The following is a 13931-nucleotide window of genomic DNA, read 5'->3' on the forward strand; positions in this document are numbered from 1 at the left end:
AGCACAAAGGAATTAACTTAACTCAATAGAATAAAAGGATTTTATTTATGGCGTTACTCGATATGATGAACTTCGCTGAAATGGCGTATGAAATGGCAAATACTGCAAAAAATAAAACTGAAAAGGGCGTAGTTACGGCAGGTTTAGACGCTGAAATTGCAGAGATTGGCGGCAGCATCCAAGGTTTCTTTAATCAAGCAGCAAAAGATATCCAACAATTGGAGGCTTTGGTGTCCACCTCTGCACATTTTAAACAAGATGACAGCGTCACAAATCAAGCACCTGTAGAGGTTAATTATTTAGAAATGGCTTTTGCATTACCAATCGCAACTTTGTAATCAGCCTATAAATAAAAATGGCCTCTGTTTAAATAGAGGCCATTTCACTGGTGTATAACAGATTAACTACTGAGTGGCACTGGTATTTAATACAGGTGCACGATCATCTGTTTGGTTTTCTTTTGCAGTCCAACCTTTCCAAGACAGTGGTAAGAATGCAACGGCAACCGCTAATAATGACACGCCTGCGACATAATACGCTGGGGCCATGTGAGATTGTTGTAACCATGCACCTGTTAAGATTGGGGTTAAGCCACCAAAGATAGCGTAGGCAACGTTATAAGCGAACGACAGGCCTGAATAACGAATTTCAGGTGGGAACGCACGGGTGCTGATAATTGGTGTTGTTGCAATTGCACCGACAAAGAAGCCCATCAACCCATAGTTAAAGATTAAAGTATTGGCAGCAATATCTGTTGATAACGACGAATAGAAATAAATCGCGGTGACAGCCAAGCCGCCCCATGACAAGGTCATTGAGGTGCGCGTACCTGTTTTATCCCCTAACCAACCCCAGAAAATACAACCTAATGTTAAAGTTAATGTCGCAGCGCAGTTTGCTTGCAATGCAATGTTACGGTCAATATTGTAGATGCCTTTTAAAACCACATCCGGTGTCATCAAAATCGTAACAACAATGGCGGTGGATAATGACCATGTCAGCGCAGCGGTGATCATACAGGCTTGTTTATGGGATTTAATGACGGTTTTTACTGGTAATTCTTGGGATAACGCTTTTTTCGCCGCTAACTCTTTAAAAATAGGTGTTTCTTGTAAAAAACGACGTAAATACACAGAGATAAAGCCAAAAACACCACCTAAGATAAACGGAATACGCCATGCAAAATCATGCACTTCAGCAGCGGTATAGGTGCGTTCGATGATAATCGCAACGATTGAGCCCAGTAAGATACCACCAGTGATCCCTGATGTTAACGTACCAACACCTAAGCCGTAGCGTTGTTTCGGCGTATGTTCAGCAATAAATACCCATGCGCCTGGCATTTCACCACCGATAGCAGCACCTTGCATAATACGCATTAACAATAATAACAGTGGCGCAGCAGCACCAATTGTTTCAAATGTTGGCAAGAAACCGATGACAAACGTTGGAAACGCCATCAAGAAAATACTTAAGGTGAACATTTTTTTACGGCCAATTTTGTCACCAAAGTGAGCCATAATAATGCCGCCAAGTGGGCGAGCGAGGTAACCCGCAGCAAACAAGCCAAGTGTCGCCATTAGCGCGAGAAATTCATTATCCCCAGGGAAAAAGAGCTGAGAAATAATTTTCGCGTAAAAGACGAAAATAACGAAATCATAAAATTCCAATGTGCCGCCCAAAGAGGACAAGCCTAAAGTTTTATAATCTTCTTTGCCCAAAGGTCGTGCCGAGGGCTGGCTAGCTGTTTGCGATGTCATAGTACTATCCTTCTAAAATACCTGAAAATACCACGATGATATAAATTCAGGGTAACAAGCATTTACTCAAAATAATGAGCCAATCATATTTATTGGGTGCAGATAAGAGGTCGAAAACGTTGGATGGGTATAACGTAGTTCAATACACAGTATCTTTTTGCATACTCATATTTATAGCAGGAAATTCTATATTCTGTAAACCGCAACACTGAAAACAAGCATAACATTCCTATTAGTTTTCTTTGTTAAGACTTAACATCTAATATGGGTATAAATAACCTTATATGATGTTATGAATACGTAATTTGCAGAATATCGTATATTTAAAATGGCAATATATTTAGCTAATTATGATTAATTTAATAATTTCTTACTATTTAATATAATGAATTAAGCACTAAATATAATTAATTGAATATTTTTTTTAATGAATGTAATAGCTGAACACGCTAATAAAATAATAAATACATCGTAAAGTAATTTGTTTTTTGAGTTTGATTTGGAATGTTTGTGCGGTTTTGATGGGTAATGGCGGAATTTTATAAACCGTGCATGCTCTGAAGCTATCATTGAGCATGCACGAACAAATATTATACTAAGAATAGGGTCGCAAGACCGAGGAAAATAAAGAAACCGCCAGTATCGGTGATTGCGGTGATCATCACGCTAGAACCAATGGCAGGGTCTTTACCCATTTTGATCATAATCAGTGGGATAAGCACACCCATAATCGCGGCCATCAATAGGTTTAGTACCATCGCAAGCGTCATGACAGCACCCATTGCGAGGTCGCCATAGAGGAAATAGGTGACAACCCCCATGATACCGCCCCAGACAATACCGTTGATAAAGGCGACGCCCAGCTCCCTAAGCATTAAGAAAGAGAAACTACCACTTTGAATTTGATGGAGCGCGATTGCCCGCACGATCATGGTGATGGTTTGGTTACCCGTGTTCCCCCCAATCCCTGCCACAATAGGCATCAACGTGGCGAGAGCAACCAACTGAGAGATGGTGTCTTCAAACACACCAATTACGCGGGATGCGACGAAAGCCGTACATAGGTTGATTGCCAGCCATGTCCAACGGGTTTTAACCGCCTGACCAACAGGGGCAAAGACGTCTTCTTCAGGGCTTAAACCCCCCATACGACGAATGCTGTTATCATTTTCTTCGCTAATATTATCAACAATGTCTTCAACGGTTAGACGCCCCATCAACAAGCCGTTACTGTCAACAACAGCCGCAGAAATTAAGTCATACCGTTCGAACGCACTTGCTGCATCTTCCCCTTTTTCATCAGGCAAGAAGGTGACCGTATCTGTTTTCATTACATCCGCGACGATTTTATCGGGAGATTGCGTCAAAATGGTGGTTAAGGGTAATTCCCCTTGCAGATAATTGTTATTATCGACGACGAAGATTTTATCCGTGGCTTCTGGAATTTTGCCACGTTGACGCAAATAGCGTTGAACCGTTTTTAACGCCACATTTGGGCGCACGGTAACGAATTCGAAATCCATCATTTGGCCAACGCTGTCTTTTGCGTATTGTAAAACTTCACGAATACGGCTGCGTAGGCTTGGTTCTAAATAGGTGAGTAAGCGGCGCATGGTATCGCGCGGCAGGTGTTCGGCAATATAAGCTTGTTCATCCACATGTAGGCTAGCGACTGCACGTAGTAGTTCTCTATCCGACATGTCTTTAATCAGGCTGTCCCACACAGAAACGGAGGCCTCGACAAGCACTTCACCGCGTTCGTTGTTATCAACCAAACGCCATAAGGCGAGACGCTCATCGTAAGGGAGCATTTCTAAAATATCGGCGATATCCGCGGTGTGTAAATCAAGGAGTAATTCTTTAACAGTACTGATCTTTTCACTAATTGCTTTGTCATCAATACTGACGTGTTGATCATTTTCAACAAGCGCATGGACGAATTCTTCGTCATCTAAAAAAAGCGTCAGGATCTGCTGGCGAATGTGTGCCAGCTTTTGTGAGTGCGGGTTAACCATTGGCCCCACATCGTTTGAGAAAGCAGATTGTGACATTTTAATCCTTAAAACAATAGCCGCGCCGAAGCGCGTTTTATTAATTCGTCTGCGAGCGGACGAAATTTATTATCATTATTGTCGCCCATTTGAATAATATATCAAATAGTCGCGCTAAACAGGCAGTGATTTCCGCGCTTAGCGTGAAAAAAATAAGAAGAAATCACCACAATAATGGCTGAAAGTTATTCATTCTCTGCACATATACTTAATGACCACCCAGGAACCTCTTCCCAGTAGCCACTTTCTTTTTCTAAATCCAGTAACATCAAGGCATTCTGCTCAAGATATTCAGCCGGTAAATAAAGTGTCCAATACCCATCATCAGTTTCAATGCGCAGTGATGAAGGGGTGGTGGTGGATTGTCGTTGATTATTTAATAAGATAGCGAGCCGTAAAATCTGAATTAACGGCATAAATTGTTTGCGTTTAAATAAGTTAAACTTAGGGATATCATCGTACTTTATGGCACGTCGATGGTTTCTAACCAGTGTGGCTAACAAAAGCTGCTGTTCTTGGTTAAAACCGGGCAAATTGGTATTTTGTAGGATATAAGCCGAGTGCCGGTGCATGCCGCTGTGGTTAATACTTAAACCTACTTCATGGAGCATCACAGCCCAAATTAGGATAGATTCCAACTGTGGGTTGAGCTGCTTAGGGTTCTGCTGTCCCCATTGGTAATAAAGTTCTTCCATCGTTTTCAGTACGCGTTTTGCTTGCTCTCTATCAATATTATAGTGTTCGGCAAGGCTTAAGGCGGTGCGCTGGCGGATATCTTGGTGGCGAAAACGGCCTTCCATTTCATATAAAACCCCTTCACGCAGGGCGCCATCGGACAAACGTAATTCTTTAATATCCAAGGAATCAAACACGGCGAGCAAAATAGCTAAACCAGGAACAAACACCTGTTTGCGTTCATTGGAAAGGCCTGGAATATCTAGCGAAGAAAAAGATTTATATTTCAAAGCCATGCCTTTGATTTCAGCAAGGCGTTCACGGGTGATAATCCCGTCTTTATAGCCAAGTTCCAATAAAACACTGTGTGCAGCTTTAATCGTACCTGACGCACCCATTGCTACATCCCACGTGTATTTTTTAAACAGGATGGCGGTGCTTTCTAATTTTAAGCAAGCCGCGAGGTAGGCACGGTTAAAAAATTCAGGTGTGATGGTTTCATTGGGAAAATAGCTTTTTGCAAAGCTGACACAGCCCATACGTCGGCTTTCTATTAATAATGGCTCAAATTTTTCACCGATGACAATTTCAGTGGAGCCACCACCAATATCTAAAACCAATTTTCGGCCTTTTTCTGGTTGGGTGTGTTCGACACCCATGAAAATTAAACGTGCTTCTTCTTGCCCAGAAATAATTTCAATAGGATAGGGCATGATCTCTTTTGCGCGTTGCAAAAAATCTTTCACATTGGTAGCGACACGTAAAGAGTGGGTACCGACAATGCAGACGTTATCAGGCGAAAATCCTTGTAAACGTTCAGCGAATAATGCCAAACAGGAAAGCCCTCGCTCCATCGCTTCTTCGCTTAATTCATTGGTATCACTGAGTCCATCAGCAAGATGAACCCGTTTTTTTAGGCGAGTAAGCACTTGGAGCGCACCATTGACGACGCGCGCAATCACCATATGAAAGCTATTTGAACCTAGGTCAATGGCCGCAATTTCTTGGGGTCTTGGTGCTGATGATGTTGTTATTGGCATAGTATCAAGCTCGGGTATCTGGCGTTTCAAGTGATTTCAAATGTTCATAAATGGCAATCTGAGAACGAATTTTTCGCTTGTTGCCGCGGGGAACATAATGATTACTTAAATCTTTGTCAACATAACGCGCTTTTACCGTATCACTAAATTGTAATTCCAGAATATCCAAAACCCGTTGTTTTAAAAGGGGATCGACTAATTGAACAGCGACTTCAATTCGGTAGTCAATGTTTCGCGTCATCCAATCCGCTGAAGAAATAAAGACTTTGTCATCACCAGCATTGGCAAAAACGTAAACACGGTCATGTTCTAAAAAGCGGTCAACAATGCTGGTGACTTGAATATTTTCACTGTAACCCGCTTGCCCAGCCACGAGTGAACACATGCCGCGAACTAACAGGCGAATTTTCACCCCTGCATTGGAAGCATCATAAAGCTTATCAGTGAGTTCTTTATCAACTAAGTTGTTAATTTTTAATGTGATGCCACTTGGTAAGCCTTCAAGGGCATTGGCAATTTCTTGGTCAATTAACGCCGTTAATTTTGTTCGCGTATTTTGCGGTGAAACCATCAAATTATCGAAGGTGACAGGGCGATATGGGTTTTCAATAAAGCTAAACACACGGCGCACTTCATTGGTAATTTGCTCGTTAGCCGTTAACAAGGAGTAGTCGGTGTACAACCGCGCGGTTTTTTCGTTGAAATTCCCCGTACCAATGTGGGCGTAGCGAACAATTTGGCCTTCTTCCATACGGGAGATAATAAATAATTTAGCGTGAATTTTCAGGCCCGGCGCGGAGAAAATGACGTGGACACCCGCTTCTGTAAGTCGCTTCGCCCAATGGATGTTTGCCGCTTCATCAAAACGCGCTTGTAATTCAACGACAACGGTAACTTTTTTACCGTTGTGCGCCGCGTGGATCACCGAATCGATGATGCGCGACTCTTTCGCTACACGGTAAATATTGATTTTGATGGATAACACATTTGGGTCGAATGAGGCTTGGCGCAATAACTCCAAGGTATGTTCGAAGGTGTAATACGGATAATACAACAGTACATCCCGCTCACGAATAGCATCAAAACCGTTACGGAAATTATCAAACCAGCGGTGGCGTAAACGGGGGAGTGGCTTGTTTAATAAATTTTTATTTCCTTCATTGGGGAAATTAATAAAATCTTTGAAATTATGATAACGGCCACCAGCAATGACGGAGTCATCGTTGGATAACCCTAATTTCTCCCGCAATAAGGCAACCATTTCATCTGGCATATCTCGTTGATAAACAAAACGTACAGGCTCTGCAGTTAGGCGCTGTTTTAATGTTGACGACATGATCTCCAGTAAGCTGGATTCCATTTCAGTCGCGATATCGTATTCGGCGTCACGGGTCATTTTCATTGAATACGCATTAAGTTCATCGTAATCGAAAAAGCCTTTGAAAATTTCGTCTAGCGTATAACGAAGTATGTTATCAATCAAAATCATGGATTTGCGGCGTTTTGGCATCTCAGGTGGGAGATTAACAAATCGCGGGACTTTATCCGATGGGATTTCTAACAGCGCATATTGAATATCATTACCATGAATAATTTCAACCGCAAGATAGGTATAGTCATCTTTTAGAAACTCAACTAAATCCGTATCGGGATTGATTAAAATCGGTGTAATGTGCTGGCGTAAATTTTGGCGAAAATACTGGCGTAGCCAGATTTGTTGGCGCGGGGAAATTTGACGCTCGTTAATCAGGAAGATTTGGTTACGGGCCATTTCAAGCAGTAAGTCATTATATAAAACGTCAAATTCTTGTTCTTGTTTGGCGACTTTTGATTGAATACGCTTGAGTAAATGGCGAGAACCACTGGCAGAGCCGCGCTCTTCGTTGATTAAAATACGGCGCTTTACATCAGCAAAGCGCACTTTATAAAATTCGTCTAAGTTATTGGAATAAATGCCCAAAAAACGCATTCGCTCAATCAGCGGGTTACGCTTATCGGCGGCTTCTTGCAAAACGCGCTCGTTAAAAGACAGCCAGCTGAGCTCTTTTTCATGATAGAGACGTTCTTGGGACATTCTGACTCCGTATTAGACGCTTGTTGCTTAATGGCGATTGTATCAGCCAGTTAACTAAATGTGATGCTTAATTGCTTTATCTTGTGCGATGACGCTTTCTGGGTTCTCTGATTGCTGTTTCATCGCAAAATATTGCTGTTGGAAAACGCACATACGGATAGCCGTATGGTAGCGACCATTCACAAAAAACTCGTCGATCAATTCACCTTCAGTATGGAAGCCAAGTTTATTATAAATGTGGATTGCTTTGACATTTTCTTTATCAACAATAAGATAAAGTTTATATAAATTTAATACAGAGAAAGCATAGTCCATTGCCAGTCTTGCTGCACGGCTCGCATACCCATGGCCTTGATGGCTCGGGGCAATAATAATTTGGAATTCAGAACGGCGGTGAACATAATCAATTTCAACCAGCTCAACTAACCCGACTTTCTCGCTATCATTTTCAACGATAAAACGGCGTTCGGATTGGTCATGAATATGTTTGTCGTAAAGATCACTTAGCTCAACAAAGGCCTCATAAGGCTCTTCAAACCAGTAGCGCATCACACTGGCATTGTTATCAAGTTGATGGATAAACGCTAAATCTTCACGTTCAAGTGGGCGCAACCTAAACGGATGAACTTGCCCGGTAGTCATAAAACACCTCTATTGGTTATGAAAAAACTTTTTTCGCTTAAATAAGGATACCACTTATTTTAGATAAAATAATGACATAACACAGAGAGATCATCCCCTTGTTGAAGAATAGTTCACTTTATGCAGAGTTAAGTGGTTAATCGCTGAAAAAACAATCAGATCGGTGGTTGTTTATTAATCAATTATTCCGCAATAAAAAGGGTGGAAATTCCACCCTTCAATTTGCTATTTAACCGTGTAAATAAACTACTCGTTAGCATAACCCTGTTGAGGGAGCGTTTTACCATCTAATACGGCTTTACCCTCAACCATGGTTAAGCGGTTATCACTAAACCATTGTACAACCAGAGGGTAGATAGCATGCTCTTGCGTTTTGACTCGTTCAATCAGGTCTTCTTCTGTATCTTCGGGAAAAACGGGTACTTTAGCCTGTAATATCACAGGACCACCGTCTAATTCCTCAGTAACAAAATGAACGGAAGTGCCGTGTTCTTGATCGCCATTTTCCAAGGCTTTACGATGAGTATGTAGCCCAGGGTATTTTGGTAATAAAGAAGGGTGAATGTTGAGTAATTTCCCTGTGAAATGAGTCACAAATTCTGGGGATAAAATACGCATAAACCCAGCTAAGACCACCAAATCGGGCTGGTATTGCTCAATAAGCGCTAATAAAGCCGCATCATAGGCTTGGCGATTTGTATACGTTTTTGCATCAAGGCAAGCGGCAGGGATCCCTGCCTGCTGTGCCCGCACTAGCCCATAAGCCGTGCTTTGGTTGCTCACTACGGCAACTATACGACCCTTTATGGTGCCTGATTGGCAACCTTCAATGATCGATTGTAAGTTACTGCCGCTGCCAGAAATGAGAACAACGATTTTTTTCATTAGCGGATTACAACCTGCTCTTCACCTGCAGGTAATTGGCCGATGGAGCCAATTTGCCATGCATTTTCACCCAGTGATGTTAATAACGCTAATGCGGCGTTGACTTCACTCTGTGGCAGGGCAATGATGATGCCAACACCACAGTTAAAGGTACGGTACATTTCATGGGTAGTGACATCACCAGCGTGTTGTAACCAGCTGAAAACAGAAGGCCATTGCCAGCTGCTACCATCGATAATGGCTTGGGTGTTATCAGGCAGAACGCGCGGGATATTTTCCCAGAAACCGCCACCCGTAATGTGTGCAATCGCGTGAATGTCATTTTTTGCGATCAGCTCTAACACGTTTTTCACATAAATACGTGTAGGTTCTAATAAATGATCAGCCAATGATTTGCCATCTAACTGTTCAGTTTCAGGGTTCGTTTTGCTAACTTCTAAAACTTTACGTACTAATGAATAGCCGTTTGAGTGAGGGCCACTTGAGGCGAGGGCGATTAGTGCATCACCAGCGCTGACTTTGCTGCCATCAATGATTTCAGAGCGTTCAACCACACCGACGCAAAAGCCTGCAACATCATAGTCTTCACCGTGGTACATGCCTGGCATTTCAGCGGTTTCACCACCCACTAATGCGCAACCAGATTGTTTACAGCCTTCAGCAATTCCCGTGATGACGCTGGCAGCGGTATCAACGTCTAATTTGCCTGTTGCGTAGTAATCAAGGAAGAATAATGGCTCAGCCCCTTGAACGATAAGGTCATTGACGCACATGGCAACAAGGTCAATCCCGATTGAATCGTGACGTTTTAAATCCATTGCCAGACGTAACTTTGTACCAACGCCATCGGTGCCTGAAACGAGTACAGGCTCGCGGTATTTTTGTGGCAGGGAACATAAAGCACCGAACCCACCAAGACCCCCCATCACTTCGGGACGACGCGTTTCTTTTACAACACCTTTAATACGTTCAACCAGTGCGTTACCTGCATCAATATCGACACCGGCATCTTTATAGCTGAGAGAGGTTTTATCAGTCACTACGGCCCCCAAGGCAATTACATTTTTGAGAAAAATAACATCATGGACAGTATTCTAACAGGCAAAGCAAACGTTTGCGATAGCTTTGTGAATGAAAATTCTTATGGCTGGAAATGGCAGAAAGTGAGCGTGTTCACAAGGTGAAATGTGAGTGGTATTTAAATATTGGCAAAAAAATAAATTCGGTTGATCATCAACATGCAACTTAACCGATATGGGGTATACTATTTTAAAAAAAGTTTGCCTAATCGTTGATGTTTTGACCAAAATCAAACGTAATCTAGTGGCATTCATGGTTAAAAGAGTTATAATCCCGCGATTTTTTTGTCCGCCAGCGTCTAAAATAGTAGGAGAAACCCATGAAGATCGTTGAGGTAAAACACCCTCTCGTTAAACATAAACTTGGCCTGATGCGAGATCATGATATAAGCACTAAACGCTTTCGTGAACTGGCCTCAGAGGTTGGTAGCCTACTGACTTATGAAGCAACCGCTGACCTAGAAACTGAAAAAGTGACTATTGATGGTTGGTGTGGTCCTGTCGAAATAGAACAAATTAAAGGTAAGAAAATCACCGTAGTACCAATTCTTCGTGCAGGTATTGGTATGATGAATGGTGTATTGGAAAGTATTCCTAGCGCACGTATCAGTGTGGTTGGTGTTTACCGTGATGAAGAAACACTGCAACCTGTCCCTTATTTCCAAAAACTGACTTCAGATATCGATGAGCGTATGGCGTTAGTTGTTGACCCTATGTTGGCAACTGGCGGCTCGATGATCGCAACTATCGATTTACTGAAAAAAGAAGGGTGTAAGTCAATTAAGGTTTTAGTCTTAGTTGCGGCACCTGAAGGGATCAAAGCATTAGAAAAAGTCCACCCAGACGTTGAGCTGTATACCGCTTCCATTGATCAATATCTCAATGAAGAAGGTTACATTGTTCCTGGTCTCGGTGATGCGGGCGATAAGATATTTGGTACTAAATAAAAATGAGCCGACTGAGAAGTCGGCTTTTTTTTGATTTATTGAATGAGATAAAACGTATGCAGGTCTTCGGGCACTTGCATAAATCATAGCTAAAAGGGGATAAGCTAAAATGACACGTCGCACCATTGGTGTTGAAGAAAGACCACCATTACTACAAACCATTCCACTAAGTTTTCAGCATCTTTTTGCGATGTTTGGCGCAACCGTTGTCGTACCCATTTTGTTTGGTGTAAATCCAGCAACAATCTTGCTGTTTAACGGCATCGGTACACTAATCTACCTCTTTATCTGTAAAGGTCAGATCCCTGCTTATTTAGGGTCAAGTTTTGCCTTTATTTCACCGGTGCTGATTTTACTGCCTTTAGGCTATGAACTGGCACTTGGCGGCTTTATTATTTGTGGCGTGCTGTTTTGCCTTGTGGCGTTAATTGTCAAAGTCGCGGGAAGGGGCTGGATCAACGTCATGTTCCCACCCGCAGCGATGGGGGCGATTGTTGCCGTTATCGGGTTAGAGCTCGCTCAGACGGCAGCGGGTATGGCAGGTTTACTGCCAAAAGATGGCGCCGCGGTTGATACCAATACTTTAATCATTTCATTAACCACGTTATCAGTCACCATTTTATGTGCGGTCATGTTCCGCGGGTTCTTATCGATTATCCCTATTTTAATCGGGTTCTTAACGGGGTATGCGTTGTCATATTTTATGGGCATTGTGGATTTCACTCCAGTGATTGAAGCGCCTTGGTTTGCTATCCCAACATTCTATACCCCACGTTTTGAGTGGTTTGCCATACTCACTATTTTACCTGCGGCTTTAGTCGTTATCGCAGAACACGTAGGGCATTTAGTGGTTACGGCCAATATCGTTGAGCGGGATTTAATGAAATCCCCTGGTTTACATCGCTCCATGTTTGCTAACGGTTTCTCAACAGTGTTATCCGGTTTCTTCGGTTCAACGCCAAACACTACCTATGGTGAAAACATCGGCGTGATGGCGATCACCAAGGTTTACAGTACTTGGGTTATCGGTGGAGCGGCGATTATCGCGATTTTGCTATCATGTATCGGTAAATTAGCCGCGGCTATCCAATTAGTCCCTGTGCCAGTGATGGGCGGTGTTTCTTTATTATTGTACGGGGTCATCGGTGCGTCAGGTATTCGTGTTTTGATTGATTCGAAGGTTGACTATAATAAGCCACAAAACTTAATTTTAACCTCTGTGATCTTAATCATCGGGGTGAGTGGTGCGGTTATTCATATTGGTCAAGCTGAATTGAAAGGCATGGCATTAGCGACTATTGTCGGGATCTTTATGGCATTACTGTTCCGCTTTATTACCTTTGTTCGCCCTGAAAAACAGTTTATTAACAGTGAAGTTAAAGAGCTAAATAGTGATAAGTAATCGTATTTTTTAATTTCAGTCAATTGCCGCTGTGGTTAAAGCAGCGGCAATTGAACGGGATCCTGTTCATCTAGCCGCGTTTTTTGTGGTAAACTGTTTAGCGAAAATTGATTTGTACAGCCAGAGGCGATTCTGAACACACCATCACAGCTTTCACTACCACTTTATCTACCGGATGATGAAACCTTTGCCAGCTTTTATGCAGGGGAAAATGATGCGTTGCTGTCTGCTATAAAATCTGCAATCAACCAAGCCCATGGTAGCTACATTTACTATTGGTCACGTGAAGGTGGCGGAAAAAGCCATTTACTCCATGCGGCGTGTGCAGAGCTTTCAGAGCAAGGTGTCGCTGTTGGTTATGTTCCTTTAGATAAACGCGCCTATTTTGTACCTGATGTCCTTGAAGGCATGGAAAACCTCTCACTGGTATGTATTGATAATATCCAATGCATAGCGGGGGATGAAGAATGGGAAATGGCGATTTTCAATTTATACAATCGTATCCTCGAAATTGGCCGTACCTGTTTGTTGATCACCAGTGATCGCCCACCTCGTCAAATTGACCTCAAACTGCCTGATTTAGCATCCCGCCTTGACTGGGGGCAGATTTACAAACTGCATCCATTAAGTGATGAAGATAAAATCTACGCCTTACAATTACGTGCTCGCATGCGTGGCTTTGAACTGCCCGAAGATGTATGCCGTTTTGTGCTTAAGCGCCTCGACAGAAAAATGGGTACGTTGTTTGATATTCTCAACAAGCTCGATCACGCCTCAATTGTTGCCCAGCGCAAACTCACCATTCCGTTTGTTAAAGATATTTTGAAGCTATAGTAATATTACTGTCTTAATGATTAATATAGCCTTAAACTTGAATGGCAATGGTATTTAAAATAATAAATATAAAAGATATGGTTAGTTGACTATAAAAAAATAGTATTTTAGATTTTTCTTTACTATAAAATAGGTAAGGAAATCAAATCATGAACGAAAGGGAATATATAGGTTCTTTTACAGTAACCGCAAGCTCTTCATTATTTCGGACAGAAAACAACTCAATTATTAGATAAGAAAATGAATACGTGGTCTAGTGGGCTGAAAGAACGATTTTTAACCCATATGCCATCCATATCTGCTCCTCCAAAACAATCTAAGTACCCTAATATTATTGGTAGTGCTACGGGTGCTGTATCATCAGAATTAACGAAGAAAAATATAGATGACAACCTAAAAGGAGATAATGAATAAATGAAAATCTTGTTGTATTTTATCTATTTTTATTTAAGTTTATTTGTTATTTTTTTTTGCGTTATAGTCATAACCCAATTAATTAACCAATTAAATATACTCTATAAGGTTGGTAATTTTTCTTATGG

At 41.9% G+C, this 13931-nt stretch carries 11 protein-coding genes and 1 pseudogene; 5 read left to right on the forward strand and 7 right to left on the reverse strand.

Translation table 11 applies throughout. The features are described 5' to 3' along the window. Positions 1-47: 47 nt before the first annotated feature. Positions 48-338, forward strand: coding sequence for a hypothetical protein (locus J6836_RS05405; RefSeq protein WP_219247493.1), 291 nt, complete (start codon positions 48-50; stop codon positions 336-338). 66 nt (positions 339-404) lie between these two features. Here J6836_RS05405 and J6836_RS05410 read toward each other — a convergent pair whose 3' ends face one another. From J6836_RS05410 to purM, 7 genes and pseudogenes are all read right to left on the reverse strand, one after another. After that, complete coding sequence (locus tag J6836_RS05410; RefSeq protein WP_219247495.1) at positions 405-1760, reverse strand: MFS transporter; 1356 nt, start codon at positions 1758-1760, stop codon at positions 405-407. Positions 1761-2350: 590 nt separating this feature from the next. Then, positions 2351-3622: pseudogene (gene mgtE, locus J6836_RS05415) on the reverse strand (magnesium transporter); the annotation flags it as partial. A gap of 374 nt (positions 3623-3996) precedes the next feature. Then, positions 3997-5526 carry an exopolyphosphatase gene (locus J6836_RS05420; RefSeq protein WP_219247499.1) on the reverse strand — a complete coding sequence of 510 codons (1530 nt, stop codon included), beginning with the start codon at positions 5524-5526 and terminating at the stop codon, positions 3997-3999. 4 nt (positions 5527-5530) lie between these two features. After that, positions 5531-7600: a polyphosphate kinase 1 gene (ppk1, locus tag J6836_RS05425; protein WP_219247501.1), complete on the reverse strand. Its 2070-nt coding sequence runs from the start codon at positions 7598-7600 to the stop codon at positions 5531-5533. Positions 7601-7654: 54 nt separating this feature from the next. Continuing rightward, positions 7655-8242, reverse strand: coding sequence for a spermidine N1-acetyltransferase (speG, locus tag J6836_RS05430; protein ID WP_219247503.1), 588 nt, complete (start codon positions 8240-8242; stop codon positions 7655-7657). 246 nt (positions 8243-8488) lie between these two features. Further along, on the reverse strand, positions 8489-9127 hold the full coding sequence (purN, locus tag J6836_RS05435; protein ID WP_219247505.1) for a phosphoribosylglycinamide formyltransferase: 639 nt from the start codon (positions 9125-9127) through the stop codon (positions 8489-8491). Continuing rightward, positions 9127-10167, reverse strand: a complete 1041-nt coding sequence (gene purM / locus J6836_RS05440) for a phosphoribosylformylglycinamidine cyclo-ligase (RefSeq protein ID WP_219247508.1) — start codon at positions 10165-10167, stop codon at positions 9127-9129. The genes purN and purM overlap by 1 nt, the downstream gene beginning before the upstream one ends. 359 nt (positions 10168-10526) lie before the next feature. Between purM and upp the strand changes: the two genes are divergently transcribed. The 4 genes from upp (at position 10527) to J6836_RS05460 (ending at position 13803) form a co-directional block, all read left to right on the forward strand. Then, the gene (gene upp / locus J6836_RS05445) at positions 10527-11153 is read left to right on the forward strand and encodes a uracil phosphoribosyltransferase (protein WP_047757238.1); all 627 of its coding nucleotides are present in this window, start codon (positions 10527-10529) and stop codon (positions 11151-11153) included. A gap of 109 nt (positions 11154-11262) precedes the next feature. Further along, on the forward strand, positions 11263-12555 hold the full coding sequence (gene uraA / locus J6836_RS05450; protein WP_219247510.1) for a uracil permease: 1293 nt from the start codon (positions 11263-11265) through the stop codon (positions 12553-12555). A 129-nt stretch (positions 12556-12684) separates the two neighbouring features. Beyond that, positions 12685-13389, forward strand: a complete 705-nt coding sequence (hda, locus tag J6836_RS05455; protein WP_273803179.1) for a DnaA inactivator Hda — start codon at positions 12685-12687, stop codon at positions 13387-13389. Positions 13390-13629: 240 nt separating this feature from the next. After that, positions 13630-13803: a hypothetical protein gene (locus tag J6836_RS05460; protein WP_219247512.1), complete on the forward strand. Its 174-nt coding sequence runs from the start codon at positions 13630-13632 to the stop codon at positions 13801-13803. Positions 13804-13931: the final 128 nt, after the last annotated feature.

The organism is Providencia sp. R33, from assembly GCF_019343475.1.
Classification (GTDB): domain Bacteria; phylum Pseudomonadota; class Gammaproteobacteria; order Enterobacterales; family Enterobacteriaceae; genus Providencia.

Coding starts and splice junctions, on each gene's coding strand:
- J6836_RS05405 (WP_219247493.1), top strand. CDS start 48: ATGGCGTTACTCGATATGATGAACTTCGCTGAAATGGCGTATGAAATG.
- upp (WP_047757238.1), top strand. CDS start 10,527: ATGAAGATCGTTGAGGTAAAACACCCTCTCGTTAAACATAAACTTGGC.
- uraA (WP_219247510.1), top strand. CDS start 11,263: ATGACACGTCGCACCATTGGTGTTGAAGAAAGACCACCATTACTACAA.
- ppk1 (WP_219247501.1), bottom strand. CDS start 7,600: ATGTCCCAAGAACGTCTCTATCATGAAAAAGAGCTCAGCTGGCTGTCT.
- J6836_RS05460 (WP_219247512.1), top strand. CDS start 13,630: ATGAATACGTGGTCTAGTGGGCTGAAAGAACGATTTTTAACCCATATG.
- speG (WP_219247503.1), bottom strand. CDS start 8,242: ATGACTACCGGGCAAGTTCATCCGTTTAGGTTGCGCCCACTTGAACGT.
- purN (WP_219247505.1), bottom strand. CDS start 9,127: ATGAAAAAAATCGTTGTTCTCATTTCTGGCAGCGGCAGTAACTTACAA.
- J6836_RS05410 (WP_219247495.1), bottom strand. CDS start 1,760: ATGACATCGCAAACAGCTAGCCAGCCCTCGGCACGACCTTTGGGCAAA.
- J6836_RS05420 (WP_219247499.1), bottom strand. CDS start 5,526: ATGCCAATAACAACATCATCAGCACCAAGACCCCAAGAAATTGCGGCC.